The 26,086-nt window shown below is 64.0% G+C and carries 20 protein-coding genes, 1 tRNA gene and 3 pseudogenes; 8 read left to right on the forward strand and 16 right to left on the reverse strand.

Features of this window, described 5'->3' with window-relative positions; all coding sequences use genetic code 11:
* Position 1: 1 nt before the first annotated feature.
* Positions 2-808, forward strand: coding sequence for a Crp/Fnr family transcriptional regulator (locus ACQZF9_RS04585; protein ID WP_428312087.1), 807 nt, complete (start codon positions 2-4; stop codon positions 806-808).
* A 6-nt stretch (positions 809-814) separates the two neighbouring features.
* Here ACQZF9_RS04585 and ACQZF9_RS04590 read toward each other — a convergent pair.
* A pseudogene (locus tag ACQZF9_RS04590) lies at positions 815-1,078 on the reverse strand (acetate/propionate family kinase); the annotation flags it as partial.
* A 265-nt stretch (positions 1,079-1,343) separates the two neighbouring features.
* On the opposite strand from ACQZF9_RS04590, the gene ACQZF9_RS04595 reads away from it, so the two are divergent.
* From ACQZF9_RS04595 to ACQZF9_RS04605, 3 genes and pseudogenes are all read left to right on the forward strand, one after another.
* Positions 1,344-1,428 (forward strand) — tRNA-Ser (locus ACQZF9_RS04595).
* 196 nt (positions 1,429-1,624) lie between these two features.
* Positions 1,625-2,137, forward strand: a pseudogene (locus ACQZF9_RS04600) (transposase); the annotation flags it as partial.
* A 643-nt stretch (positions 2,138-2,780) separates the two neighbouring features.
* Complete coding sequence (locus ACQZF9_RS04605) at positions 2,781-3,260, forward strand: hypothetical protein (protein ID WP_428312088.1); 480 nt, start codon at positions 2,781-2,783, stop codon at positions 3,258-3,260.
* A 126-nt stretch (positions 3,261-3,386) separates the two neighbouring features.
* On the opposite strand, the gene ACQZF9_RS04610 is transcribed toward ACQZF9_RS04605, so the two are convergent.
* The 6 genes from ACQZF9_RS04610 to ACQZF9_RS04635 form a co-directional block, all read right to left on the reverse strand.
* Entirely contained in the window at positions 3,387-3,611 is a 225-nt protein-coding gene (locus ACQZF9_RS04610) for a hypothetical protein (RefSeq protein WP_428312089.1), read from the reverse strand.
* Between the two features lie 67 nt (positions 3,612-3,678).
* Positions 3,679-7,305 (reverse strand): CehA/McbA family metallohydrolase, encoded by a 3,627-nt coding sequence (locus ACQZF9_RS04615; protein ID WP_428312090.1) that lies wholly within the window; start codon positions 7,303-7,305, stop codon positions 3,679-3,681.
* A 217-nt stretch (positions 7,306-7,522) separates the two neighbouring features.
* On the reverse strand, positions 7,523-8,137 hold the full coding sequence (locus ACQZF9_RS04620) for a hypothetical protein (RefSeq protein ID WP_428312091.1): 615 nt from the start codon (positions 8,135-8,137) through the stop codon (positions 7,523-7,525).
* Positions 8,138-8,168: 31 nt separating this feature from the next.
* Positions 8,169-9,047, reverse strand: a complete 879-nt coding sequence (gene asd / locus ACQZF9_RS04625) for an archaetidylserine decarboxylase (RefSeq protein ID WP_428312092.1) — start codon at positions 9,045-9,047, stop codon at positions 8,169-8,171.
* 16 nt (positions 9,048-9,063) lie between these two features.
* The gene (locus tag ACQZF9_RS04630) at positions 9,064-11,772 is read right to left on the reverse strand and encodes a glycosyltransferase (protein ID WP_428312093.1); all 2,709 of its coding nucleotides are present in this window, start codon (positions 11,770-11,772) and stop codon (positions 9,064-9,066) included.
* Position 11,773: 1 nt separating this feature from the next.
* A complete protein-coding gene (locus tag ACQZF9_RS04635) occupies positions 11,774-13,369 on the reverse strand; it encodes an aminotransferase class III-fold pyridoxal phosphate-dependent enzyme (RefSeq protein ID WP_428312094.1) in 1,596 nt (531 codons plus the stop codon).
* 335 nt (positions 13,370-13,704) lie between these two features.
* On the opposite strand from ACQZF9_RS04635, the pseudogene ACQZF9_RS04640 reads away from it, so the two are divergent.
* Both ACQZF9_RS04640 and ACQZF9_RS04645 read left to right on the forward strand, forming a co-directional pair.
* A pseudogene (locus ACQZF9_RS04640) lies at positions 13,705-14,286 on the forward strand (oxidoreductase); the annotation flags it as partial.
* 51 nt (positions 14,287-14,337) lie between these two features.
* Positions 14,338-16,164, forward strand: a complete 1,827-nt coding sequence (locus tag ACQZF9_RS04645) for a glycoside hydrolase family 15 protein (RefSeq protein ID WP_428312095.1) — start codon at positions 14,338-14,340, stop codon at positions 16,162-16,164.
* Between the two features lie 63 nt (positions 16,165-16,227).
* Here ACQZF9_RS04645 and ACQZF9_RS04650 read toward each other — a convergent pair whose 3' ends face one another.
* From ACQZF9_RS04650 to ACQZF9_RS04685, 8 genes are all read right to left on the reverse strand, one after another.
* Complete coding sequence (locus ACQZF9_RS04650; protein WP_428312096.1) at positions 16,228-17,484, reverse strand: MSMEG_0569 family flavin-dependent oxidoreductase; 1,257 nt, start codon at positions 17,482-17,484, stop codon at positions 16,228-16,230.
* A gap of 169 nt (positions 17,485-17,653) precedes the next feature.
* Complete coding sequence (locus ACQZF9_RS04655; protein ID WP_428312097.1) at positions 17,654-17,938, reverse strand: MSMEG_0570 family nitrogen starvation response protein; 285 nt, start codon at positions 17,936-17,938, stop codon at positions 17,654-17,656.
* Positions 17,931-18,929, reverse strand: a complete 999-nt coding sequence (locus tag ACQZF9_RS04660; RefSeq protein WP_428312098.1) for a sll0787 family AIR synthase-like protein — start codon at positions 18,927-18,929, stop codon at positions 17,931-17,933. Before ACQZF9_RS04660 ends, ACQZF9_RS04655 begins: the two co-directional genes overlap by 8 nt.
* Positions 18,926-19,513, reverse strand: coding sequence for an MSMEG_0567/Sll0786 family nitrogen starvation N-acetyltransferase (locus ACQZF9_RS04665; protein WP_428312099.1), 588 nt, complete (start codon positions 19,511-19,513; stop codon positions 18,926-18,928). The genes ACQZF9_RS04660 and ACQZF9_RS04665 overlap by 4 nt, the downstream gene beginning before the upstream one ends.
* A gap of 2 nt (positions 19,514-19,515) precedes the next feature.
* A complete protein-coding gene (locus tag ACQZF9_RS04670; protein ID WP_428313364.1) occupies positions 19,516-19,941 on the reverse strand; it encodes a DUF1348 family protein in 426 nt (141 codons plus the stop codon).
* Positions 19,942-20,051: 110 nt separating this feature from the next.
* The gene (locus ACQZF9_RS04675) at positions 20,052-21,122 is read right to left on the reverse strand and encodes an MSMEG_0568 family radical SAM protein (protein WP_428313365.1); all 1,071 of its coding nucleotides are present in this window, start codon (positions 21,120-21,122) and stop codon (positions 20,052-20,054) included.
* Positions 21,085-22,107 (reverse strand): Nit6803 family nitrilase, encoded by a 1,023-nt coding sequence (locus tag ACQZF9_RS04680; protein WP_428312100.1) that lies wholly within the window; start codon positions 22,105-22,107, stop codon positions 21,085-21,087. The genes ACQZF9_RS04675 and ACQZF9_RS04680 overlap by 38 nt, the downstream gene beginning before the upstream one ends.
* A gap of 165 nt (positions 22,108-22,272) precedes the next feature.
* Positions 22,273-22,755 (reverse strand): MSMEG_0572/Sll0783 family nitrogen starvation response protein, encoded by a 483-nt coding sequence (locus ACQZF9_RS04685; RefSeq protein ID WP_428312101.1) that lies wholly within the window; start codon positions 22,753-22,755, stop codon positions 22,273-22,275.
* A 326-nt stretch (positions 22,756-23,081) separates the two neighbouring features.
* On the opposite strand from ACQZF9_RS04685, the gene ACQZF9_RS04690 reads away from it, so the two are divergent.
* Complete coding sequence (locus ACQZF9_RS04690) at positions 23,082-24,482, forward strand: PLP-dependent aminotransferase family protein (RefSeq protein ID WP_428312102.1); 1,401 nt, start codon at positions 23,082-23,084, stop codon at positions 24,480-24,482.
* A gap of 120 nt (positions 24,483-24,602) precedes the next feature.
* Positions 24,603-24,893, forward strand: a complete 291-nt coding sequence (locus ACQZF9_RS04695; RefSeq protein ID WP_428312103.1) for an EF-hand domain-containing protein — start codon at positions 24,603-24,605, stop codon at positions 24,891-24,893.
* Positions 24,894-24,904: 11 nt separating this feature from the next.
* Here ACQZF9_RS04695 and ACQZF9_RS04700 read toward each other — a convergent pair whose 3' ends face one another.
* Complete coding sequence (locus tag ACQZF9_RS04700; protein ID WP_428312104.1) at positions 24,905-26,065, reverse strand: cystathionine gamma-synthase; 1,161 nt, start codon at positions 26,063-26,065, stop codon at positions 24,905-24,907.
* Between the last annotated feature and the right edge of the window lie 21 nt (positions 26,066-26,086).

Consider the following 26,086-nt stretch of genomic DNA (forward strand, 5'->3'; position numbering starts at 1 on the left):
CATGAATCAGACAAGTGAGCTTTGCACGGGAAACCGGATACTGGATTCGTTGCCGGTCGCGGAGCGCAAACGGGTTCTTCATTGCTGCGAGGACGTGACGGTGCTGGAGGGCGAGAGCATTGGCTTCCCGCACGAAGTCATCCATTACGTCTACTTCCCGATCGACTGCGTGGTTGCCTTGATGAACCAGTACGAGGGGCTGGACGAGAGTTCGTTTACCTTGGTCGGCCCGGAAGGCAGCGTTGGCGCCAGCCTGGCCGTCGGTATCGATACGTGGCAGGTGCGCGCCAAGGTGTTCCAGGGCGGTCATGCGCTATGGATCCCGATTCAGGCCTTCAAGCATCTGTTGCAGCATGCCCCGACTTTGGATCGGCAAGTTCGGATGGATGCCGGCAATCAGGTCCAGTGCAGCCGGGACGCCTTGATGTGTGTGAAGCGGCATACGTTATCGCAGCGCTTGGCGGGCTGGCTGCTGATGCTGTCGGATCGTGTCGGGAAAAAGCACATGTACGCCAGCCGTCAGATGCTGGCGGAACACCTGGGGGCATCGGTGGCCTCGGTTGCTCGCGAGCTGACCTATCTGGTCCGATGCCGGGCCGTTACCGACGACAATGGCCATATCGAGATCAAAAACCGGCGCAGCCTGCGGCGCGTCGCCTGTCGCTGCTTCGACCGGAAGTCGCGACTGAATAGGGTGCGCGCCGCGGAAAACGGCCGGCGCATCGACTACGCGCCGAGCAAGCGTCTCGATGATGCGAGCGATCGGTTCGTCCTCTTTCGACTCCGTCACCAGAATCCGGCAACGTGAATCGTCGCGCTGTATGTGCGGCGTCGCCAGAGCACTGCGCGTCTGGTCGATATAGATCCCCAGCCATGCCAGCCGGCCGACGATCGACGCGCGCATCACAGCGTCGTGCTGTCCGATGCCGCCGGTGAATGCAATCGCATCGAGCCCGCCCAGGGATGTGGTCATCGCCGCAATCTGCTTCGCCACCGATGAAGCGAAACAATCGAGCGCGAGTTGAGCTTCTGGACTGGTGGCCGCGGCGCTACGCAGCCTCCTCATATCTCCGGACAAGCCGGAGATTCCTCTCAGCCGCGATTCGTGATTGATCAGAGGTTCCTTATCCTTAATGGCATTTATCGCTTATTGAAGTCAGTCGATGCGCGGGCATGCCGCTGGCAGTCGCATGGCCGCACGGTGTCCTGGAGTGAGGGGTCTGCCCGCCATACTGATTCTGCGCCGTACCGAGCCGTACGGTGAGCCTCCCTGCAATTGAGGGCGGCGCGAGGACGCCGTTGTTCTTCGTCTAAGCGGTTTGGGGCGCTACAATTGCGGCTAAGGAGGGCTGGCAGAGTGGTCGATTGCACCGGTCTTGAAAACCGGCAGGGGGCAACCCCTCGTGAGTTCGAATCTCACGCCCTCCGATTAGTTGCATGTTTGTGCGGCTAGCGAAACGGGAATTTGTCGAGGCAGAGTGGGCCTCGCGGGCGCGCGGCCGATTCAGATAAGGGTTCGAATCCCTCCCTCTCTGCCATTTTTGCACCTCCAGAATCGTCCTCTACGGAACTTCTGATCAAGCCCTGCCCCCCGCGATCGGCCCAACCCGGTCTGGGCCCTGGGGCCATGGACCTCACCTACGTCCGGATGGCCAAGGGCTTCGTCTACCTCGCCGCCGTGATCGACTGGCATACGCGCCGCGTGCTGGCCTGGCGCGTGTCGATCTCGATGGAGACGAACTTGTGCATCGACGCCGTGGAGGATGCGCTGCATCGCTACGGCAAGCCCGCGATCTTCAACACTGACCAGGGCAGCCGATTCACCCGCCTGGCTTTCACCGACCTGCTCAAGCAGAACGGCATCGCGATCAGCATGGACGGTCGTGGCTGCTGGCGAGACAACGTCTTCGTCGAGCGACTCTGGAGGTCGGTCAAGTATGAGGAGTCGTAGGCCTCACTCGGCCGCTGCCTCGACTTCTACAACACTCGCCGACCGCGTAGCAGCCATGATCGCAAGACACCGGAGAAGGGCTATCTCGCAGCACTGCCATTGGCCATGCCAGCTGAACTCTACGCAGAGAATCCGCTTATCAATTTAGGCCTGTTATGCAGACGATCGGAGCCTGCTCTGTTTTAGTCTTTGGGCGGGAGGAATCAGCCTCCCGCCCTCTGACCCTCCGCCGCAACGTTCCCGATGAATCAGCGAGTCGTTGCCCCTCGCATAGCTTCCGTCAGTAAACGGAGATGGCGTCTAGAACCTGATGCCTTTCACTAAAAGCCCCGAACCAGATATGGGAGGCGGGGCAATAGCGGTCGCGGTCGCATAACGGCTGGTAGGTGATTGCAAGCATGCTGCCGCTGTTGGATTTCAGTTGCTTGAACGTCCAAGCGGTGTGCAGTTCGCACAGTCCCAATGACTATCGACGGCGGAAATGTAATGCGCGATTGTTAAGCTATCCCGACAAATGAAGGAGTATTTCATGACGCCAATCAAAGAACGGGTGTCCCGGGAAACTTTGCAGCGAGCTATCCGGGCGAGGCTTGCCTGCGATTGTGTGGCGCTCAGCTCACTGGTCATTCGGTCAATGCCGATCCGTCGCGTCAAAGCGGCAGACGTGGCAAGGATTTAAAGGGTCGCGGGCTGGTTGTATTGAAAAATAGACTAGCGTTTGCCTGGCAGCGCAGCGTTTTGATCATTTAGGCTGGTGCATCGGCGACGTTTTGTTCTGATAGCGGCTAGCGCGCATGCCGCTCGTCCTTGCATAAAAATTGAGAGATAGATGAAAACACTACGGCCCACAAAACCGACTTTGGCTGCGACTCTATTTCTGATGCTGGGCGCCGCAGTGGCTCCCGGGAACATCGCCCATGCCGCGACTGTCATTACCAAAAGTGAGCAAAGCGCTGTCGTTGCCGAAGCAAAAGTCCAGAGAAGGAAGCTGCTTGAAGCAGAGCGTCGATTACGGTTGTCGGATTTCGACGATGCATACCAGTCTGAGCTTGCCGGCTTCGGCTACCGCTGGACCAACCTGGACGCCAGCGGCGTAGCCAAGGACGCTTTCAGGTCCTGCAGCACGGCCTTGGCCGACGTCACGTCGTTGATGGTAAACCGATCTGGCTCCGAGGATTGGCAAACGTACGATGCTAAAAAACGCATCGATTTGGCTGAGGATAGAGCGCAGTGCGATAGGGCGCTCAGCGACCCGGAGATCGCCTTCCGCGCTCAGAAGGTCCGGGTGGTCGACTTGATCGTCGAGTGATATCGCTGCAGCACAGGCGCTCTTGCTTCACGTCACCGGATGTACAAGCGCCTATCTCGGGGCGACTCGGCCTCGCTTTTTGTGCAGAGGCCCGGTTCGCCAACGATTGTTACTACCAAGGCCGCGTTACAAGCTGCGGCGGCGACGCTTTCCGGCGGCGACGGAGTCTTCGACGATCACCTGCTCGGGCTGCTTCATCTGATCCAGAGCGGCGTCGAAGCGATCGATGTGCAGTTGCAACAGCGCGCCGACTTGTTGCGGGTTGCCGTCTGCCGGCAAATTGCCGGACACCAGCAGCGCTGCATAGATACTCCGCGCAAACTCTGCGCGATCTTCCTTCTTGAATTTCATGGACTGCTCCTGGGCATTAGTATCAGCAGCATATCCCTTGGCGTCAGCTTTCAGGTTACAAGGCTCCCTAATCCCGGCGCAGCACGATCTGCTGCGTGGCATCCCGCTGCAGACGCTGCGCGTTGCGGCTGCTCGCGAACACCAGGCTGTCGCCATCCAGGGCCGGCCAGGTGTTGTTACCGCGGCCGCGCAACAAGTTTGGTGCGGACCATTGCCGTTTCTTCAGCACGGAATAGGCGATGCGCCAACGCCAGTCCGCCGAGCTGTTGTCGAACCAGGCGAGCTTGAGCCGACCGTCCGTCCGGCGTGCCAGTGCCGGACGCTGCGAAAAGGCTGCGGCGTTGACGCCGATCAACACCGGCGCTGTGAATGTCGCGCCGCCGTCGGCAGATTGGGCCACATAAACCGACAGGCTGGGGCCGGCTGCCACGAGCGGCTTGCTGTCCCAGGCCACCGCGAGCGTTCCGTCGGCGTCATACGCGACAGTCGGATGGCGATCGGCTCGATCGGCGGCTCCCAGGCTGTTCGCCATGCTCCAACCGCGGCGGCTGCGTACGGACAGCAAGATCTGCCAGTCGTCCGGTGCGCTGCCTTCGCCATAGGCCGTGGCGCCGGTGAACAAGGGATCGCGATCGCCGCGATTGTCCTGCCAGGCGAGCGCGACCTCGCCGTTCGGCGCGGCCGCCAGCGACGGCCAAACCGACGCCGGGTAGCGTGCACTGCGGCTGTCGAGTAGCCGCGCGGCCGACACGTCCTTGCCGGTACCCGATACGTTGACCGGCTCGGCATCAGCGCCCAGCACCTGGGCGTAGATGTCGAAGGCGCTGCCGGCGCGAATCTCCGCCCAGGCCACGATCACTTCGCCCGCGGGCGTCGCGGCGATGACCGGATGTTCGGCGCGGCCGGGCACGACCCGCAGTGCGGTCTCGGGCTCCCAACTGGCGCCGCCGTCTCTGCTGTGCCGCAAATAAATGGCCTTGCGCCGCGGAATCTGGCCGGCGCGCTCGTCCTCCCAGACCACCCAGACGTTCGAGCCCACAGCCGCCACTTTCGGGAATCGTGCCGCCGGACTGTCGCCCGACAGCAGCACCGGAATGGTCGACGCACCGGACGGCAGGCGATGGACATAGGTCACCTGTGTCGTGCCGGCACCGTGCTGCTCTGCCACGACATGGACGCCGCTCTTCGACTCGGCGACGGCAGGGAACCCGGCCCACTGGCCACGATTTCCAATGACCACCGCCGCGCCGTCGTTGCCGCCGTTATCGGCCGGCACCGCTTGCTCGCCTTGCGCCTCGACGGGCGCGGCCGATACGAAGATCGGCGAGGTGATCGCACGGCGTTGGTCCTGCAACTTCAGCAGACGGCTTTTCAGGATCGCCTGCAGATCGAGCGACTTCAGCAGATTGGTATCGATCGCGGCAGGCTCGCCGAGACCGCGGATTTCAGCGCGGTACCAGGTCGCGTCGAATGGCGTCGTGATATCGATGGTAACGGTCTTGTCGGGTGCGTCGATGATCCAGCTCTGCAGCGGCCCGACGCTGCGCCCGGGTGCCTGATACAGCTCGAGACGGCTGCCGAGCGCCGTCAGCGCATTGCTGACGTGCAGGCGCAGACGCGCGGTCGTGCCCGGCGCGGTGAAGATCTCGTCGCCCTGCAGCGCTTCGAATACACCGTCGTTCTGAAAGTCGGCTTCCAGCGTGATCTGCGGATCGGTGGCGCGCAGTCTCAGCATGTCGTGCGCGGCGGCGATGCCCTGCAGCACGCCGCGTTCGGAATAGCGCTCGGCGAAAATCTGCGTGCGCGGCGTGCCGGGCGAGGTCAGGCCCCACAGCTCGCGGAAGTGGTCGTCGCTAGCGCCGTTGATGCCGAAACGGAAGCCGCGGTTCCAGCGGTTCTCGGCGTAGTCGATCTCCGCCTCGATGTCGCTGCCACGATTCCAGACTTCCATCGAGTCCATGCCGACCAGATTGGCGCGATTGTTCGGCAGGCCGCTGCTGTCGAGTTCGCCGTCATCGGGATGCGCGACCGCGAACACCGCGCCCTGCGCGTGCGCGCTCCACAGCGATTGCTGGATCGAACGAAATTCCGGCGAGCCGGCCGGTGCATCGGCCTGGTCGATCATGTCGACCGCGCCGTGGATCGTCACATGCGGCGAGCCATTGGCTTCTTCGCCCGGAATCAGCAGCAGCTTGCTGGATTCCCATTGCGGATCGTAGTGCTGGTCGTAGGTGCGGTGATCGGTCAGCGGCAGCCATTGCAGACCGTTGCGCTGCGCCTCGCCGATCTGGTCGGCGACCGAGACGTTGCCGGGTGCGCGGTCGTCGAACAACTGGCGCAGCAGCGAGCCGTCGGCGGAGTGGTCGGTGTGCACGTGCATGTCGCCGGAGAGCCAGCTGCCGTTGCGCGGCTGCACCGAGCCATCGATCCACACCGGCGCCAGATACGCGGCGGACCGGCCGCTGGCGTCGTCCACGCGCACGAAGTACCAGTGCCGTCCGGCCTTGACCTCGACATTGAAGCGGCCGTTGGCGCTGGCCAGGCGCGACAGCTCTTCGCCGCCGTCGGTGTAAAGACGCAGCGATCCGCTGAAGGGCCGGCCGTTGCGGTCGCGCACGTTCACCTGCATCGCGACGCGGCGGCCGGTCTGGCATTGCAGCTCGGATCCCATCGGATGGCCTTCCGCACTGAACTTCGCGCGCAGATGCTGGCCCGGCGACAGCGCGTAATTGCGGCGCGCCAGCCAGGCTTCGCGAAAGCCGGCTTCGGACAACGCCGCCGCCAGGGTCACGGTCTTGGGCTTGGACTCGTCGGCGTAGAGGCCGAAGTGCTCGTCTTCGGAGCCGAAGAAGCCCAGGCGCCAGCCCTTGTCCAGCGCGCGCGCGATGTAGGGCAGATAGCGATCGTCGCGATTGCCGTCGTTGTAGGCCTCGATGCCGACCATGCGTTCCGCTGCGGCCGGGATCAGCTCGTAGTCATTCCAGTCGCACTGCTTGGCCAGCAGACCGGTGGGGTCGTTCTTGGTCAGGCATTTGTCGTGCGGATGGTTGAACACGGCCAGGCCATCGCCACCGCCGCCGAACGGTACCGGCGACGAGGCGCTGCCGGCGAGGCCGATCTGATACGGCGGCCGCGCGAACCAGTCCCAGAAGGTTTTCAGGGTCAGCGCGTAGCCGAGGTCGGTCTTGGCGTTGCTGAAGTTCTGCGAGAAGTACACGTTGATGTGGCCGAATACGTCCGAAGTCCACTCGAAGCCGCGGATCGCCAGAAACGTCGGCGAGCTGCGCGCCTGCGCCTGTTGCTGGGTTGCGGTCCATTTGAACAGCTTGTCGGCGCTCGGATTGAGGAAACAGTATTCGAGCTGAGTCGGATCGAACTTGCCGCTGGTGGGATCGCAGCTCGCATGCAGGCTGATGAAGTTGCCGGCGTCGAGGCTGTCGGAATGTTCGGAGCCGGCGGCGAAGTCGTAGCCGCGCTCGGCGGCGAGGCGGTAGTAGTCGTCCGGCCGCGTATGCGGATCGCCGTCCGAGTACGAGGAGTGCTCGTGGGTGATGCCCTCGTAGGCCTGCAGCGTGTCCAGTGCCGGGCCGGTGTAGGCCTCGCAGGCGGGCGGCGCATCGGCGGCGTAGGCCGTCGCCAGCAGCGTCACGGGCAGCAGTGCGCCGGCTGTCGCCAGCCTGATCCGGTTGTTCATCGCAGGTATCCCCAGTGCGACCCGTCGGGTAGCCGGCGGGTCATTCAGCGGGGCAAGTTAAGGTGATCCTGTGACTGATCGTTGACAAACGTCACGGCAGGGCATTTTTACCACCGCAAGCGGCGAACTCCTTGACCGCGCCGGCGGCCGATAGCCCGGAAGCAATCGGCCGCAGCGCCGTCCGATTCAAGCAGACTTCAACCCGACCGGGCTTCAACTAGACCGGGCGCTCGGCATACCACTCGCTCATGTCGTCGTACATCGCGCCCTTGGCGATGAAATACGGCGCACGATGGTAGATCTTGATGTCGTGGAACGGGTCGGTGACGATCTTGGTGGCCCAGACCAGGCCCGATTGCACGCCCTTGATGAAGAACAGCTGCACGGTGCGGAACACCACGGCACCGACGCCGACGATCAGCCACAGCACCGAGGTGTTGTAGACCAGCCCACGCGCCACGTCGCGGGCGTCGAAGAAGCCGAACAGCGAGGGTTCGGCGTAGAGCAGCACCGGCACCACCACCCAGATACTCAGCAGCACGACCTTGCGCCGCAGGTTGTAGCCGACTTTCACGCTCTCCTTGTACTCATGGCTGGCGTGATTGACGGTGTCGTAGGTCTTGGGCTCGAAGAAGAAGTGGCCGATCTGGCGCAGGATCATCGCCAGCAGCCAGCCCACCATCACCGCCAGCACCGGGTTGACGAACAGCAGTGCATAGCTCGCCAGAAAACAGCAGGCGCTGAGCAGGTGCAGCGCCTGGTTGATGCGGCTGTGATGGTAGTAGCGATGGTCGTCCCAGCGCTGTTGGTGCAACTCTTCGAGAAAGGTCATGGCGTGCTCCGGGGTGTTTGCAAAAGCGGGGTCAGTCCGAGGTTGTCGCGGTATCGGTCAACAGGGCCTGGCCCATGCGGATGGCCTGGCCTTGGCCCAGGCCTTCGGCGAGCCGATAGTTCGATGTGGCGAAGACGATGATGGTCGAGCCGTGCTGGAAATAGCCCATTTCCTCGCCTTTTTTGTACCGCGCCGAGCAGGCGATGCGATTCGGGCCGCGGTATTGCAGGTTGAGATCATCCGGCAGGCAGTGGAACTTCATGCTCGCTACCAGCACCGCCGCCACCGGCACCAGGCAGATGGATCCGGATGCCACGGGCTGGGTCAACGCAACCACGGCGCGCTCGTTGCGGCAGTACAGTTTTTCGATGCGCTTGAGCGCGACCGGATTGACGTTCCAGGTGTCGCCCGAAATGTAGGTGATCTGATCGACGCTGCAATCCACCGGCGCGTGAAAGCGGTGATACATGCTGGATTTCAGGCGCAGCGTGACGTAGCAGCCGTCGCGGTACCGCTGCTGCAAGCCGGCGTCGGGAATCAGCTCGCCGATTTCGTAGGGAAAGCCCTTGGCCTGGAAAACGCGGGTGCCCTGGATCGTTCCGCATTCACCGACGATGGCATCACAGGGGCTGACAACGACGTTTGCACGGGCGTCGATCGTGCGGGCGCCGGGTTTCAGTCGCCGCGTGAAGCAGTCGTGCAGGCTGAGAAAGTCGCGGTGCTCGGCTTCGTCCAGGTTGAGGTCGGCAGCGAACAGGCGCCACAGGCGCAGCGACGCGCGCGTCAACCGCCGGCTTTCGATGCGGCTGTACCAGCCCATGAAGCGCGTCAGCTGACGGCGTGGAATGCGATTGGTCAGCAGGAAATTGAGCTGTTCATGCTGGCTCAGCATATGGAGTGCGGTGGCCATGCCGTTGCGCATTTTTTCAGGCCGCGACCGCGGTGGGACGCAGTGCCGTTCCGGGCGACGGCGTTGCCAGGCCCAGATCTTCGAGGAAGCGGCGCATGATCGGCTCGGCCTGGTAGTCGGCGACCCGCCTTTGTGCTTCGCGGCGCATCGTGGCATGACGATCGGGCCTGTCGAAATGCTCGACGATGCGCGCCGACATGCCGTCGATATCGTCGACGAGATAACCGTTCCGGCCGTTCTGAATGATGTCCTTAGGCCCTTTGCAGTTGTAGGCCAGCACCGGCATGCCCTGCGAGAAGGCTTCGAGGATGACGTTGCCGAATGTGTCGAACTGCGACGGGAACACGAACAGGTCGAGGCCGGCATACAGCTCGGCCATCCGCTGGCGATCGACCCAACCCAGGAAGAGCGCCTCCGGCACCGCCTTGCGCAGCTTGGTTTCAGCCGGTCCGGAGCCGGCGATGACCAGTTTCAGATCGGGGATTGCGTGGCGCGCCCGGTAGTAGATCTCCGGCAATTCCAGCACGCCCTTCTCTTTGCTGATGCGGCAGGCGGTGAACATCACCGGCGTCTGCGCGCTGGCGCCGGCAAACAGATCCGATTTCCGCACCGGAACGATGTTCGAGGCCGCCGGCTCGGTGTGATGCGCGGTCAGGTGCACCGCCTCTTCGGCCAGACCCATGTCGTGACCGGTCAGCCAGTGGCGATGATCGCTGTTGAGTACGAACACGCCGTCGAACTGGTGATAGAGCATGCGCAGCAGCCGGCGAATGCGATCCCGCTCGTGCTGGCTCAAATCGGTGGTATGGCGCACGAAGTCCATCCAGTCGGTGTGCATGAAGAAGTGCGCCGGTACATTGAACATGTGCTTCAACAACAGCGCGACCAGCACCATCGGCCCTTCGGTCGAACAGACGATGCGGTCGTAACCGCCGCGGTAGAACAGCTCGGCTATCTCCAGCACATTCGGTACGCGGAACCGCTGCTCGCTCAATTTCTCGAAAGCAAATTCGGTCAACGGCCTGACCACGTGCAGATGCGGCTCCGGCGCGACCTCGGCATGGCAGATCAGGAAATCGATCGGCAGATCCTTGCGCTGGATTTCGGCGAGCTTGGCCGACAGCGAGTTCGATACGCCGTTCTTGTCGCGCAAGGTGTCGGTCAGATAGAGCGCCCGCTGCGGATGCCGGCTGCGTCCCAGCTGCCGCGCGAAACCATTGAGAAATTCGCGGTTCTCATACAGCGCCCGGGTGCTGGCGAACTGCGTGCCGGCGAGGACCAGCCCGATCAGCGCCGGGAAGGCGATATCGTCGAGCAGCTTGGCAAAGTTGATCTTGCCGTTTTTCTTCTTGCCGGATTTTGCGCCCGACAGCAGCGAGCTGAGCTGGCTCGGTATCTCGAAACTGCGTATCAGGGATTCGGTGGACAGTTCGTCGAAGCTGTCCTTCGAATCCGCGATCGATGCCCGCAGCCGCTTGATCACCAGCTTGCTCAGATCGCGAAACAGGCCGGCGCCGGCGTCGTTGACGGCGGAGACGAACCGGTCCGGCGCGGTATCGCGGCTCTCGGCGACCGCCTGCAGATGCGCGACGCAGAAGCGGTAGTCCTTGGGCACATTCCAGCGAACCAGCCAGTCGGGTTTCTTGCCGTGCAGTGCATCGTGGATGAAGGAGACGAACATCTGCGTCTTCTTGTTCTTCTTCATCTCCAGCAGCAGATTCGCTATGGCGAAACAGGCGACTTTGTCCTTGAGTTCCCCACGATGCAGCATCATCCGCAGCAGGCCCGGCTCCTCTATCCGCGCCACCACCTGGGCGAAATAGTCGAGCAGCGCGATATTGAGTTTCTGGTTTTCGCCGACGTCACCGAACGGCGCAACGCGGCCCGCGCGCAAGGCCTCCAGCGCCAGCTTTGATGCGGCGGTGTCGCGCAGGCGCCGGTGCAAATCGGGAATCCACAGCGAGGAGCCGCTCTGCCCGGCAAACAGTCCCATGTGATCGTCGGAACCGCCGGTCAGCGTCTTGGGGCGCTGGATCGAGACGCCGAATTCAGCGGGATCGATGCCGTGCTTGCGGCTGTATCGCCGCAGCGTTTCCTCGTCCAGGCTCTGTACCCAGTTCAATGTCAGCACGCTCTGCCAGGCATCGCGCTGGCCATTGAGCACTTCAAAGTGCTGGAACAGCAAGGCCAGCTTCTCGTACATCTCCAGGTTGATGCCGGGCTGCCGGGTGTAGAGATACAGCGGATGCGGCTGGATCACCGGAATGTCGTGTTCGGCCGCGTAACGCAGGAAGTCGTAGACATCGCTGCGCTTGCGGTTCAGTACCGTTTCCTGCTCGGGCGTGAAGCCGTAGGTGAGTACGTGCAGGTACAGGTCGTGCCCGGGTAAGTAGCAGGTGAACTCGGCGCCGACCAGCACGTCGATGCCCTTTTCCAGCAGCTTCCAGCAGGAGCGCGCGTTGTTGTGGTTGGTGATGGTGATGACGTCGCTGCCATTGCGCTGCAGCGTCTTGACCAGCTTGCTGGTCTTGAGCCAGGTTTCGGGCAGGCCGAGGATGCGGCCCCACAGCTCATCGGGTACGTCGCTGTTGTGGTCGTGACAATGGAAGTCGATACGCAGGCACTCGCTGCGGTCGAAGCGCGCCGCCTCCAGCATCAGGTAGCGCCTGAACTCCGAATTCAGGTCGTCTCGAAAGCTCGCGTGCTCGAGGCTGCTGCCCGGCATATCAGTGGCCCGGTTTCAGTGCGGCGACGATGCCGTCTGCCGGCGAGTGCTGCGTGCGCGGTGCCAGCCACTTGAAGCGGTAGGCGAGCATGTCCTTGAACATCTGCCGCTTGATCCATTGGTTGCTCAGATGCGGCGCGCTCCACCACCAGCCGTCGTTGTGCATCTGTTGCGCGGCACGCTGAAAGCGGCTGGCGACTTCGGCGAAATCGGCGTCGGTATAGTTCAGGCTCATGATCATCCGGCCGCTGCCGATCCAGCTCAGTTCCAGGCCTTCCGCGCGCAGGTAGAACTGCAGCATCCAGTTGTAGCGTGAAGGCGCGACATACAGGATGGTCAGGATGCTGTGCAGGTTGGCGAGCCGCACCGGAAGGCCGGCGTCGGCCAGGCTCCGGTTGAGGCTCTGTACCCGCGTATTCCACTGCGCATCGGCCTGCGCGTAGATCTGCTGGACCTGCGGATCGCGGATGCGCCGAAGAAACGCGGCCATGCTCGTCATCACGTGCGGATGCGAGTTGAACGTGCCGCGCGCAAACGACAGATTGGCCGGCTGCGCGTCCTTGAAGCGTTTCATCAGCGCGGCACGGCCGCACAGCACGCCCACCGGCAAACCGCCGCCGAGGGTCTTGCCGTAGGTGACCATGTCGGCCTGGATCGCGAAATATTCCTGGGCGCCGCGATACGCCAGCCTAAAGCCGGTGAATACCTCGTCGAAGATCAGCACGATGCCGCGACGCGTGCAGACATCGCGGATTTGCGCCAGCCATTGCGTATAGCGGCTGCGATCGAATGCGGTGCTGCGGTCGCTGCTGACCAGGCTGGCATCACCGGGTGCGTCGGCGTTGGGATGCAGCGCCTGAAGCGGGTTGATCAGCACGCAGGCGATGTCCTTGCGTGTCTCCAGGACCTTCAAGGTGCGCGCGCTCAGGTCGGCCAGTGTGTAGACGTCGTCGACGCGGCGCTGATTGCCGACGCCAGGCTGCACGCCGTCCCACCAGCCGTGGTAGGCGCCGCACAACCGAACCAGGTGGGTCCTGCCGGTGTGGTAACGGGCGAGGCGCACCGCCTGCATCACCGCCTCGGTGCCCGACATGTGAAACGAGACTTCGTCCAGGCCGGATATCGCTTTCAGTGCGATCACATTGTCGCGAATCGCCGGATGATAGGGGCCGAGCACCGGCCCCAACTCGGCAGCCGCCGCGTAGCCTTCGCTCAGGCATTCCTTATAGAAGTCGTAACCGAAGACGTTGACGCCGTACGAGCCGGAAACGTCATAGCGCCAGTTTCCGTCGAGGTCGCAGACCTGAGTGTGTTTCGACTGCGTGACCGCACTGCCGATTTTCAGCTCCCGAGGAAGCCGTTCGCGATACGGGAAGGGGACTCGATGCGCACTGGTGAACTGCACATCCGAAATGCCGCTCTCCAGCGACTGGCCGAAGGCCAGTGTCAGCGGCGCACGCTCCACCAGCTGCTGGCGCAGGCGCTCCATGCCGCCGCGACGCTGTTCTGCGACGTCGGCCGGCGCCAGATCGCTGCTGAAGTAGCGCTCCGCGTCATACTCGAAATAGCGCAGCAGGCGGGCGACACGACGCGACATCTTCGAGTGTCCGCGCAGGGATGGATGCTTGGCCATCGAAAGACGCAGTCGTCGCGCCAGCCGTCGGAGCAAAACCAGCCCGACCAGTGTCACGACGAGATACAGCCCGATCTTCAAAATCGTTATAGGCCCGAGATTATGGCGGCCTAGAAACCGCCGCAGCATGGTCGATTGTCGGATGGTAATTGCCGTTTATGGCGGCGTCGTGAACCCTGGGTGACTCGTATGCGGCTCGCGCATCGGCGGCTTATCCGGTGCGTCCGCTCGGATCAGGGTCTGGCCTTTGCAGGGTGACAATCGGAAACGCGGGCCGACAAAATTCGTTCCGAACGCTCGCTGCCGGCTGTCACAATGCTGCAGCGCGTTTGCAAGATTTCTTTCATCAATGCCTGGACTCGAGCACGCCTGGCGGCGGCTTTGCGGCGTTGATCGACGATCACTGGCTGGCGACGCTCAATGCCAACCTGCTGGCCGCGGTGCGGCTCGACAAGGCCTTGCTGCCGACGATGCTGAAGCAGCGCCACGGCGTGATCGTTCACGTGTCGTCGATCCAGCGGCGCCTGCCGCTGTACGAATCGACGCTCGCATACGCCGCCGCAAAGGCGGCGCTGACCACCTACAGCAAGGGCCTGTCGAAAGAGGTGAGTCCGCACGGCGTGCGGGTCAACACGGTCGCGCCCGGCGATATCGAAACCGCGGCCGCGGTGGCGATGGTCGAGCGTCTGGCCAGCAACGACGGCATCGGCTACGAAGCCGCGCAGCAGAACCTGATGAGATCGCTCGGCGGCATTCCGATCGGCCGGCCCAACCGGCCCGAAGAGGTCGCCGAGCTGATCGCGTTTCTGGCATCGGATCGTGCCCCGACCATCACGGGCACCGAATATGTCATCGATGGAGGGACCACGCCGACGGTTTGACGATGCGCATGTTCATCTGTCCGACGGGTGAATTGAGTTGCAGTAAGGACCATGCCTTCCACCTCTGCCCGTATCGAAGATCACGCCGCGATCGGCAATCTCGCCACCATTGCGCTGGTCGCGACCGACGGCACCATCGATTTCAACTGCTACCCTGATTTCGATTCGCCGACGATTTTCGCATCCTTGCTCGATGCCGAGAAAGGCGGCTGCTTCAGCGTTGCGCCGGTGGCCGAGACGCTACGCGTCAGGCAGATGTACCTGCCCGACACCAATGTGCTGACGACGCGGTTCTTTACTGCCGAGGGTGTCGGCGAAATCGTCGACTTCATGCCGCTTCAGGAAGACGGCACGATCACCGGCTACCGCATCGTGCGCATTCTGCGTGTCGTGCGCGGCAGTATCCGCTTCCGTTTGCGCTGCGCGCCGCGCTTCGACTACGGACGCAAGCGCCATCGGCTGGAAATCGAGCGCGGCATCGCCCGGTTCTTTCCGGAAGACCAGACGCCGCCGTTGCGGCTGACGGTCGACGGCGAACTGTATCGCCGTGACGACGCCGCCGAATGTGAGCTGCAGCTGCAGGCTGGCGAGCACCGCCGGCTGATCCTCGAAACCGACCGCGAACACGGCGACGGCGAGCGGCTCGATCAGGACGATCTCGGCCTGCATGCCACGGTCAGCTATTGGCGCCAATGGGCCGAGCGTTCCGAATATCGCGGCCGCTGGCGCGAGATGGTCACGCGCTCGGCGCTGACCTTGAAACTGCTGATGTCGCAGAAGCACGGCTCGATGATCGCCGCGGCGACCTTCGGCCTGCCCGAAGTCATCGGCGGCACGCGCAACTGGGATTATCGCTACACCTGGATCCGCGACGCCGGCTTCACCGTGTATGCGTTCATGCGACTGGGCTACATCGAGGAGGCCGCGGGGTTCGTCGACTGGGTGCAGGCGCTGTGCACGAAGATGCGCGGCGATGGTTCGCTGCAGATCATGTACGGCATCGACGGCCGCGCCGACCTGCACGAAGAAGAACTGCCGCACTGGAGCGGCCACCAGGGCTCCAGGCCGGTGCGGATCGGCAACGCCGCCTTCGACCAGACCCAGCTCGACATCTACGGCACGCTGCTGGACGCGGTCTATATCGCCAACAAGCGCGGCGCGCCCAGCTCGCTGGACGCCTGGGCCAAGCTCAGCGGCCTGGTCGACTACGTCTGCGAGCACTGGCAGCAGGCCGACGAAGGAATATGGGAATTTCGCGGCGGAAAACAGCATTTTCTGCATTCGCGGCTGATGTGCTGGGTGGCCATCGATCGCGGCTTCCGGCTCGCGGTGAAGCGTTCGCTGCCGGCGCCACTGGATCGCTGGCGCCAGGTGCGCGACGCGATTCACGCCGACATCACGACCAACTTCTGGAACGAGGAACGCCAGTGCTTCGTGCAATCGCGCGGCTCGAAGGTGGTGGACGGCTCGACCCTGCTGATGCCGATGATGCGCTTCATCGCGCCGCGGGATCCGAAGTGGTTGTCGACGCTGAAGGCGATCGGCGAAGACCTGGTGGAAGAGCCTTTCGTCTATCGCTATCGCGTCGAGCAGGTGCCCAGCGACGGTCTGCACGGCAAGGAGGGCACGTTCACCGCCTGCTCGTTCTGGTACGTCGAAGCCCTGGCGCGCAGCGGCCGGCTGACCGAGGCGCGGATGCTGTTCGAGCGCATGCTCGGCAGCGCCAATCATGTCGGGCTGTATGCCGAAGAATTCAGCGATTCAGGCGAACAACTGGGTAATTTTCCGCAGGCGCTGAGCCATCTCGCGCTGATCAGCGCGGCAGTGATTCTGGATCGCGAGCTCACGGGCGATACGCCGGCGCCGTGGTCGCGATGAATGCATCGGCACCGGAACCGGCACCGTCGAAGGCCCGGATAAAACCGACCGCCCGCTGTGGTATCAGACGGCGACTTTGGCCGCCGTGATCCGCTCAGCCAGAAACGCCGCATCGAAGCCCACGTCGGCGAATCGCCCCGAGCCCCAGGTGTTCTGCCAGGGCAGGCCGAGGAAATACAGGCCCTCGACCGGCGACACGCCGCGCTGGTGTACGACCTGGCCGCGGCCGTCGAACACCGGTGCCTCCAGCCAGCGGTAATCGGCCGCAAAGCCGATCGACCAGATCACGCTGCCGATGCCGGCGGCGCGCAGATCGAGCATGTCGATTTCCGCGTCTGGCTGCCAGCAGGGCTGATACGGCGGCTCGACCGGCGCATCGATGCCCTGCGCGGCGATATGGCTGTCGACGGCCGCGCGGATCGATCGGTAGCTGTCATCGGCGCGGTCGAGATTGCGCCGGAGGTCCGGCTCGAAACGGACGCAGCCATCGCGGATATCGCTGAAGCGTCCATACAGTTTCATGCCTTCGCGGGCGAACTGGCGCAGGTCGATCTCTTTGCCGCCGTCGCGTCCGGACAGGTAGTGATTGGTTTTTTCACGCACCGTTTCCTTCTGCGGATGATCGGCGATGGCGATACCGTAGTAGCCGGATTCGGTCAGCCACTCGGTGACTTCGCGGCCGCGATACACGCGCGGCGAGCGCGGCGCGGTCCCCACTGCCAGATGCACCTCGCGGCCCTCGCGATGCAGGTCTTCGGCGATCTGGCAGCCGGACTGTCCGGTGCCGACGACGAGCACGCCGCCGTCCGGCAACTGCGCCGGATGGCGGTAGTTCGACGAATGCAGCTGCAGGATGTCGGCCGGCAGTTTCTCGGCGCTGCGCGGGATCGTCGGCAGGTGGTAGCCGCCGATCGCGACGACGACCTGGTCAGCGACATAATCGCCCTTGGAGGTTTTGATCTCGAAGCCACCATTGTCCGCAGCGCGTACCCGCTGCACGTCGACGCCGGTCGAAAGCGGCGGATCGAACGAGGCGACGTAGGCTTCCAGATAACGCACGATATCGTCCTTGAGCATGAAGCCTTTCGGATCCTTGCCGCCGAACTCCTTGTCGTAAGAGAAGCCCGGCAAGCGGCACTGCCAGTTCGGCGTTACCAGGCAGAAGCTGTCCCAGCGCGCGTTGCGCCATTCATGCGCGACGCCGTGACGCTCGAACACGCGGTGTTCGATGCCGCGCTGTTTCAGATACCAGCTGATAGCCAGGCCGGCCTGGCCGCCGCCGATGACGGCGACGGGGAGATGTTGCGGGGGAGTGATCATGGGGCCGTTCATGGGCTGATGCTTTTCAGTGAGGGAGCAAACCAACTCCGTTCGTCCCGAGTAGCCGCTACGCGGCGTATCGAGGGAGCGGAGCGCGCTGCGAGTCCGATCCGGTACCTCGATACGCGGACAAGTCCGCTACTCGGCACGAACGGAGGGCGGTTGGTATTCATTCAAAAGCCACGACGGTCACGGTCGCTTGCGGATCATTCGCCCAGCGCTGTGCGGTGGTCTCGATCTCGCGAATCTGCGCCGAGGCATGCCCGCATCCCCAACCGTATTTCGCTGCGACGCGCTCACTCGCATGTTCAAGCGCAGCACGGCTGGCCGCGACGAACTCGCTCAGCGGATAAGCGTGATGCAGCTTCAGTGCATCGCGTATCGTGCTCGAGGGCGAGTAGCAGACGCTGGTGCTGTCGTCGGGCCAGCGCACGCGGAAGTTCATTTCAGGCATGGTGCTTCCCATCCGTCGTCAGTTTCGGGCCGCAGCCGATCAGGCTGCGTTCGCGGAAATCCCAGGCGAGCTGTTCGTCGCCGCGCTCGTTGCGCAAATGCAGTTGATGGCCGTCGTTGCATGCGCCGATCACGGCGCAGCCGAGGCCGCGGGTATGAAAGCGCGCCAGCACCGCGTCGACGTTCGCAGGCGCCACCGCCAGCACGAAGCCGAAGCTCGGGAACGTCGACAGCAGCCAGTGCGCCAGGTCGATATCGGCGGGTTTCGGTGCGCGCTCGACGTCGATCGTCGCGCCGATGCCCGAGCATTCCAGCAGCATCATCGTCGTGCCGATAAGCCCGGCCTGGCTGATGTCTTTCGCTGCGCGGCACAGGCCGTCTTCGGCGAGCTGCGGCAACAGCTCCAGATCAGCGCGCAAGCGTTCCGGCGGCGCGGCGGTGCTCGCGTTCCAGTGCGGGTAGGGTTCGCGGTAGGCGCCGCGCAGATCGATCGCGGCGATCAGCAGGTCGCCCGGCCGCGCATCGAAACTGGTCAGCAGCCGGTTCGCATGGCCCAGGATCGCGACCGACAGCTGCTCGCGGTCGCCGCGTGCATTGCTGTGGCCGCCGACGACCGGCACGCCATAGGTTTTCGACGCGGCCGAAAGGCCTTCCAGCAACACGCGCATCTTGTCGCGGCTGCGGCTCCAGGCGGCGTCGACCACGGCGGTCGGGCGGCCGCCCATCGCGTAAATGTCGGAGACGTTGACCATCACGCCGCACCAGCCGGCGAACCAGGGATCGTGCGTGACGAACTCGTTGATGAAACCTTCGATCGCCAGCAACTGGTAGCCGCCGCGGCCATCGGGAATCGCCGCGCAGTCGTCGCCGACCGGCACATCGGCAGCGGCATCGGCGACCGCCAGCGTGCGCACCGCGTCGGCGATGTCGGCCTTGTGCGCGAGCCCGCGGTTGGCGTGCAGCGCGGTGACCAGGGCGGCGAGGTCGATCATGCGGCGCGCTGCCATTGCGTTCGCGCTGCACCCGGACGCGAGGTGTACCAAGCGATTTCGTCGGCCTGGCGCGCCGCGTAGTGGCCCAGATCGGCTTCCATCAGAAAATGCGGGCGATGACGAATCGTCGTCGCCTCGATCACGCGCCAGTGCAGGCGCTCGAACAGCGCGCGATTCTGCGCCTGCACCTGCGCGGTAAAGCGCTGGCAGCCGCGCGCTGTTGCGGTGCTGACCGCATGGCGGATCAGCTCCGAGCCCAGCCAGGCGCTGCGCCGAAAGTCCGGATGCACGGCGAGCCGTGAGCCCGACCAGTGCGCCGCTTCGGCGTCGTCGCAATGGATACGCACCGTGCCGACCAGTTGCTCCGGCAGGCCGGCGATGCAGGCGATCGCGGCGATCGGCAGTGCGTGCGCGTCGCGCGCATCGGCGTCGTCGTCTTCGAAAATCTGTTGCTCGCGGCAGAACACCTGGCGGCGCAGTGCCAGGCAGGCGGCATGTTCCCAGCGCTCGCTCAGGTGCTTGATCCGGTATTCGCCGGGCACGAACGGGAAGGCCGTGCAGTCCGCTGGCGCGAACGGCAGCATGGCTAGCCGCGCTCCCAGCGGAATTTGCGCTGTGCCTCAAGGATCGCGATGTCGTTGATGCTGGCGAAACGGCGCTGCATCAGGCCGTTGGCGTCGAACTCCCAGTTCTCGTTGCCGTAGGCGCGGAACCATTCGCCCTGCGCATTGTGAAATTCGTATTCGAAGCGCACCGCAATGCGGTTTTCGGTGAACGCCCAGAGCTCTTTCTTCAGGCGATAGTCGAGTTCGCGTTGCCATTTGTTTGTCAGGAACTCACGAATCGCGTCGCGGCCCGAGAAAAACTCCGAGCGATTGCGCCACTCCGAATCGGGCGTGTAGGCGAGCGCGACGCGCGCTGGATCGCGCGAATTCCAGGCGTCTTCGGCGGCCTGAACTTTTTTCGCCGCGGTCTCGGCAGTGAACGGCGGCAACGGAGGGCGGGGTTCGATGGTCATCGTCGTTCCTTTTTTGAAAACGTAGGAGCGGATCCTATCCGCGACTGTTCTCGTCGAGTGTCAGTCGCGGATAGGATCCGCTCCTACAGGTAACGAGAGGGCTTTCAGCGCTCATACGACGCCAGACTCGAACACGCGCCGCAACGCCCGCAGCCCGCTTTGATATCCGCCGACTTCAAACCGCCGTCGACCAGCATGCGGCCCAGCGGCTGCAGCAGGCTGCGCATGAACATCGAGTCCGGCGCCGGATGGTTCGCCAGTGGCGTGCCGGAGGCCGGCACGAATGGCACCACGAACGGGTACACGCCGAGCGCGATGAGCTGCTCGCACATCTGCAGGATCGCGTCGCGCGTGTCGCCGAGGCCGGCCAGAATATAGGTGCTGACCTGACCGCGGCCGAATACCGCAACCGCGTCGGAGAAGGCCTGCATGTATTGCTCGATCGACACGTCGGCCTTGCCCGGCATGATGCGTTCACGCACTTCCGGCGTGATCGCTTCCAGGTGCATGCCGAGGCTGTCGACGCCGGCCGCTTTCAGGCGGGAGAACCACACCGGATCGTCCGGCGGCTCGCATTGCGCCTGGATCGGCAGATCGACCGCGGCCTTCACCGCGAACGCGCTTTCGCACAGCAGCGCCGCGCCGCGGTCGGTGAAGTTCGGCGTGCCGGTGGTCATCACCATGTGCCTGACGCCGTCGAGCAGCACCGCGGCGCGCGCGACTTCGGCGAGCTGCTCGGGCAGCTTGCGGTTGATCGTCAGGCCGTTGGCCAGCGATTCGCCGATTGCGCAGAACTGGCAGGAAGTCGAGCGACGGCCGTAGCGGATGCAGGTCTGCAGCACCGTCGTCGCCAGCACGTCGCTGCCATGCAATTGCGCGATCTTGGAATACGGTACACCGTCGAGCGTCTGCAGCTTGTAGAAGCGCGGCTGTTTCGGAAAGCCGATCTTGGCGACGATGGAGCCCTTGAACTTCAGCGGTACGCTGCCGTCGGCGGCCATTGCGCCGGCTTCGAACGGCGAGTCCGCGGCGCTGCCGGTATGCACCGGCACCATGATCGTGCGGCCGTCGACGCTGACCGCCTTGTGATCGGTCGGCCCCGCGCCGCCGCGACGGCTGGGCGCGCCGGCATCCGGCTCAGCCAGTCGCAGACCGTGCGATTGCAGATCGGTCAGCAACTGCTGCGTCGTCGAAAGCGGAAGCGGTGCGTTCATCGGGGAGTTCTCCAGCAGCGGGAGCGGTGGAATGCAGCGGCGTTGCCGCGCGTGAGTCGAGATTCAGCGACAGCAGTTCCGGTCGTGCGTAGTGACCGACCGAATCCATCATGCGTTTACGCTTAGTGATCAGCGCGAAGTCCAGATCGGCGATGACCATGCCTTCGCCTTCGCGCAAGGGTTCGCACAGATGCTTGCCTTCCGGCGACACGATCGCGGTATAGCAGCCGCCGCGCATCGCCTTTTGCAGCTGCGGATCGGGTGTGATGGTGGCGATCTGCTCGTCGCTCAACCAGCCGGTCGCGTTGATGCCGAAGCAGCCGGATTCCAGCGCGTGATGACGCACCGTCAGCTCCATCTGCTCGGCGAAAATCGGGCCGACCAGCGAGCCCGGAAACTGCGAGCAGTGAATCTGCTCGTGCTGCGTCATCAGTGCGTAGCGCGCCAGCGGGTTGTAGTGTTCCCAGCAGGCGAGCGCGCCGATGCGGCCGACCGCAGTGTCCACCACTTTGAGCCCGCTGCCGTCGCCCTGACCCCAGACCATGCGCTCGTGATAGGTCGGCGTGATCTTGCGGCGCTTCAGCACGATGTCGCCGCTGACGTCGAACACCAGTTGCGTGTTGTAGAGCGTGCCGTGATCGCGCTCGTTGACGCCGAGCACGACCACGATGCCGTGCTGTTTGGCCGCAGCGCCGACCAGGTCGGTAGCGGCGCTGGGCACCGTCACCGCCTGCTCGTACAGCGCCAGATGCGCCGGGCCCATCGCCACCGCCGGCGTGATGAACGAGAAGTACGGGTAGTAGGGCACGACCGTTTCCGGGAACACGATCAGCTGCGCGCCCTGCGCTGCGGCAGCGGCGATCGCGGCTATCACTTTCGCGATCGTGCCTTCGCGGCTGCCGAGTACCGGCGACAGCTGTGCGGCGGCGGCGCGGATGATGGTCATATCGTGAGTCCGTACCGGACAACCCCTCTCCCGGCGCTGCGCGCCACCCTCTCCCGCAAGGGGAGAGGGTTTGCGTCGGCGTTTTTCTCCCCTCTCCCCTTCCGGGAGAGGGGCCGGGGGAGAGGGGGCGTCGCGCGAGCCAAGGCATGTTTCATCGCGAGTCCCTCAAACCGTCCACGTATGAATCATGAAAGCGTTGTCGTTGCGATGCAGCAGGATGCAGTCGAGCACGTCGAGCGGGCTGATCGCCTTGATGCCGGGAATCAGCGAAGGCTCGCCGTGGCCGTACAGCGCCTGCAGCGCGAAGCGGCAGGCGTAGACCTTGCCGCCTTCGGCCATGAACGCGGTCAGCTGATTGGTGAAGTTCTGATGGCCGGGGAAGGCCTCGTCGCCGAGCGTCGGGAAGCCACGCTGGATACCGAGCGTGACGCCGGGGCCGTACAGCAGGATCGAGGTTTCGAAGCCCTTACGAATAAGGCGCTTGCCCTGAAGCATGTTGACCAGGCCGATCGAGCCTTCGAACGCGACCGTGTGGAAGGTGATCAGGGCTTTCTCGCCCGGCTTGGCTTTGACGTCTTCGAACACCTTCTCCTCGTAGTCAACGAAGAAGTCGCCTTTCTTGTGAGCGGGGGCGGTGACGGCGGGCATGTGAGTCTCCTGGGCAGTGGTGTGGCGGCGCCGAGATCGGTGCCGGTGCCAGGAATAGCGCAACCGATGTGCCACTTGTTGCGTCGCTTTCGGTCGAAAAATGCGATCAATGGGAGACATGATTGGATCGCTTGGGAATTCTTATTTCCGGTTATTTATTGATCGCGCATTGATCGGATTTTTGCCGGCCGTTCCCGCTGAGAAGATCCAGGTCCAGCGTCGCACCAGCCTGGGACAAAACGCCTCAGCCTGGTGCAAAGCGGCGATCATCTGATCCATAATGCCGGCATTGATCGCATTATTGTATCGATTGATTGGAGCCAGCCTTGTCGTCCAACCACACCAGCCGCTGGGCCGCGGCGCTGAAGCGCAGCGAGGGGCCGGCGTATATGGCCATCGCCGACGCGATCGCCGCCGACATCCAGTCCGGCCAGCTCACCGCCAACCAGAAGCTGCCGACCTTGCGTGTGCTGGCAACGGCGCTGGATCTGAACTTCACCACCGCCGCGCGCGGCTATGCCGAGGCGCAGCGCCGCGGCCTGCTCGCGGCGCGGCCCGGCGTCGGCACCGTGGTGCGCGAGCAGGTGCGTGCCGATCCGGTGAGGCGGCCGCAGGCCTCGTCGCTGATCGACATGACGATGAACATGCCGCCCGAGCCGCGCGACGCCGCGCTGATCGAGCGCTTCCGCGACGGTCTCGCCAGCCTGCAGCGCGCCGATCCCTACGACTTGCTGCGCTATCAGGAATTCGGCGGCTCGCACGAGGACCGCGCGGCCGGCGTGCGCTGGCTCGCGCCGCGTTTGCCGGAGCTGGTCACGCAGCGCGTGCTGGTCTGCCCCGGCGTGCAGGGCGCCCTGCTCGCGCTGTTCACGATCCTGGCGCGCGCCGGCGACGCCATCGCCTGCGAGGCGGTGACCTATCCGGGCATCAAGGGCATCGCCACGCATCTGGGCATCAAACTGATCGGACTGCCGATCGACGACCAGGGCATCGATCCGGAAGCCTTCGGTGCGCTGTGCGCGGCCGATCCGCCGAAAGCGCTGTACTGCAATCCGACCCTGCTCAATCCGACTTGCGCGACGATGTCGCTGCAGCGACGCCAGGCGATCGTCGACATCGCGCGCCGCCACGCGGTGCCGATCATCGAGGACGACGCTTATGGCTTCCTGCCGGCGCAAAGTCCGCCGCCACTGGCCGCGCTGGCGCCGGAGCTGACGTTCTACATCACCGGCTTCGCCAAGCACCTGGGCGCCGGTCTGCGCATCGCCTATCTGTGCACGCCCAACGTGCGCTACACCGCGCGGGTGCAGGCGACGCTGCGCACGACCTCGGTGATGGCCTCGCCGCCGATGATCACCTTGGCGACGCGCTGGATCGACGACGGCACCGTGGTCGCGGCGACCAGCGCGATCCGCGAGGAATCACGCCATCGCCAGGACATCGCGCGGCGCGTGCTGAAACAGGCGCAATACGTCGCCCATCCGGAGGCCTTTCACTTGTGGCTGAGCGTGCCGCAGCCCTGGAATCGCATCGAGTTCGCCGCGCATCTGCGTTCGCATGGCGTCGGTGTCGTCGTGTCCGACACGTTCACCGTCAGCGGCGGCGCGCCGGAAGCGGTGCGCGTCTGTCTGGGCGGCGCTTCCAGCCGCGAAGATTGCCAGCACTCGCTGGAAATCATCGAGGACGCGATCGAGCAGCATCCGACGCTGGCTTCGCGGGTCATGTGAACAGCGCCGGTCACGCGATGTTACTCATTGCATTCGGACAGCAATCCGGCGCTCAGTTTCGCGCGCTAGTCTGCGGCATCGCGATACGCACCATGCGGGTCGCTCTGCGAGGAGAACATCATGCGTTATCTAATTATTCTGACGATGTCAGGCTGTTGCGTGCTGGCCAGCGGCGCGGCCGTGGCACAGGACCGCGAGCGCGGCCAGCAGGCAATGCAGGAGCTCAACGAGCGCTTCGACGCCGCCGACACCGATCACAACGGCAAGCTCGGCAAGAAAGAAGCGAAAGCCGGCATGCCGCGCGTCTCCGAGCACTTCGACCAGCTCGATGCCGACAAGGACGGCTACCTGACCAAGGGCGAAATCGTCGGTGCGATGATCGACATGAAGGATCAGCGCGAGCACCACTAAGCGCTGCAGCTTCAGCTCAGGGCGCGATCCAGATCCGCCCTGAGATCGTTGACGTCCTCGATACCGACGGACAACCGGCACAGCGTGTCGCTGATGCCGAGCTGCGCGCGCGTTTCGGGCGGAATCGAAGCGTGGGTCATGATCGCCGGATGCTCGATCAGGCTTTCGACGCCACCGAGAGACTCGGCAAGCGCGAACAGCTCGCAGCGTTCGAGAAATCGCCGCGACTCGTCGATGCCGCCCTTGAGTTCGATCGAAATCATGCCGCCGTAGCCACCGCGCATCTGTCGCCGCGCCAGCTCGTGCTGCGGGTGCGAAGTCAGGCCGGGGTAGTGCACGCGCGCGACTTTCGGATGCTGTTGCAGCCAGTCCGCCAGTTCGGCCGCGTTCTCGCAATGCCGCTGCATGCGGATCGCCAGCGTCTTGACGCCGCGCAGCGCCAGGAAGGCATCGAAAGGCCCGGCGATCGCGCCGACCGCGTTCTGCAGAAACGCGATTCGTTCGGCGAGCTCATTGTCTTCACCGACGATGGCGACGCCGCCGACCATGTCGGAATGGCCGTTCAGATACTTGGTCGCGGAATGCATCACCAGGCCAAAGCCCAGCTCCAGCGGGCGCTGCAGATAGGGGCTGGCGAAGGTGTTGTCGGCCGCGGCGAGGATGCCGCGCTTTTTCGCGATCGCGGCGATCCCTGCGAGATCCGCCAGCTTCAGCATCGGGTTGGTCGGCGTCTCGACCCAGATCATCCGGGTGTTGGGCCGTATCGCCGCCTCGACCTTCGTCGCGTCGCGCATGTCGACGTAGCTGAACTCCAGCCCGGCCGATTTGGCGCGCACGCGCGCAAACAGCCGATAGCTGCCGCCATACATGTCGTCGCTGGCGATCACGTGGTCGCCCGGCTCGAACAGATCGAGAATCGTCGACGTCGCCGCCAGGCCCGAGGCGAACGCATAGCCGCGCGTGCCACTTTCCAGGTCGGCGATGCAGCGCTCGTAGGCGAAGCGCGTCGGATTCTGCGACCGCGAATATTCAAAGCCCTGGTGCACGCCCGGGCTCTGCTGCACGTAAGTCGAGGTCGCGTAAATCGGCGGCATGATCGCGCCGGTGGAGGGATCCGGCGACTGGCCGCCGTGAATGGTGCGGGTGGCGAAGTGATGTTGGTTCGTTTTCATTTGGCCTTGTTCTCTCGTCTC

This window comes from Hydrocarboniphaga sp., assembly GCF_965279055.1.
GTDB lineage: Bacteria > Pseudomonadota > Gammaproteobacteria > Nevskiales > Nevskiaceae > Hydrocarboniphaga.